At 69.6% G+C, this 700-nt stretch carries 1 protein-coding gene; it reads right to left on the reverse strand.

All coding sequences use genetic code 11. The features are described from left to right. Positions 1–700: lyase family protein (locus tag AC1DU6_RS34040; RefSeq protein ID WP_477862829.1), on the reverse strand; the 700-nt coding region annotated here is incomplete at both ends.

Below are 700 nucleotides of genomic sequence, written 5' to 3' on the forward strand. Positions count from 1 at the left end.
GGGCATGATGGACGAGCCCGGCTCGTTCTCCGGGATGCTGATCTCGCCAATGCCGCTGCGCGGGCCGCTGGCCAGCCAGCGCACGTCGTTGGCGATCTTGGTCAGGCTGGCGGCCAGCGTCTTCAATGCGCCGTGGGCGTGGACGAGGGCGTCGCAGGAGGCCATGGCCTCGAACTTGTTCGGCGCCGTGACGAAGTCATGGCCCGTCAGTCGCGCCAGCTCCGCCGCGACCTGCTCGGCATAGCCCTTGGGCGCGTTCAGCCCGGTGCCTACCGCCGTGCCGCCCAGAGCCAGTTCGTAGAGATGCGGCAGCGCCGCCAGCACATGCCGCTCACCGTGGTTCAGCTGCGCCACCCAGCCCGAGATCTCCTGCCCCAGCGTCAGCGGCGTGGCGTCCTGCAGATGGGTGCGGCCGATCTTGACGATGTCATCGAAAGCCTCGGCCTTCTGCTGCAGCGTCGTGCGCAGCGCGCGCAGCGGCGGCAGCAGGCGCTCCTGCAAGGCCTGCACGGCGGCGACATGCATGGCGGTCGGGAAGACGTCGTTGCTGCTCTGGCTGCGGTTCACGTCGTCATTGGGATGCACCAGCCGCCCCTCGCCCCGCTCGCCGCCCAGCAGCTCGCTGGCGCGGTTGGCCAGCACCTCGTTGACGTTCATGTTGGTCTGCGTGCCTGAGCCCGTCTGCCAGACGACCAGGGGG

The sequence above is a fragment of the Roseateles sp. P5_B10 genome (genome assembly GCF_056400485.1).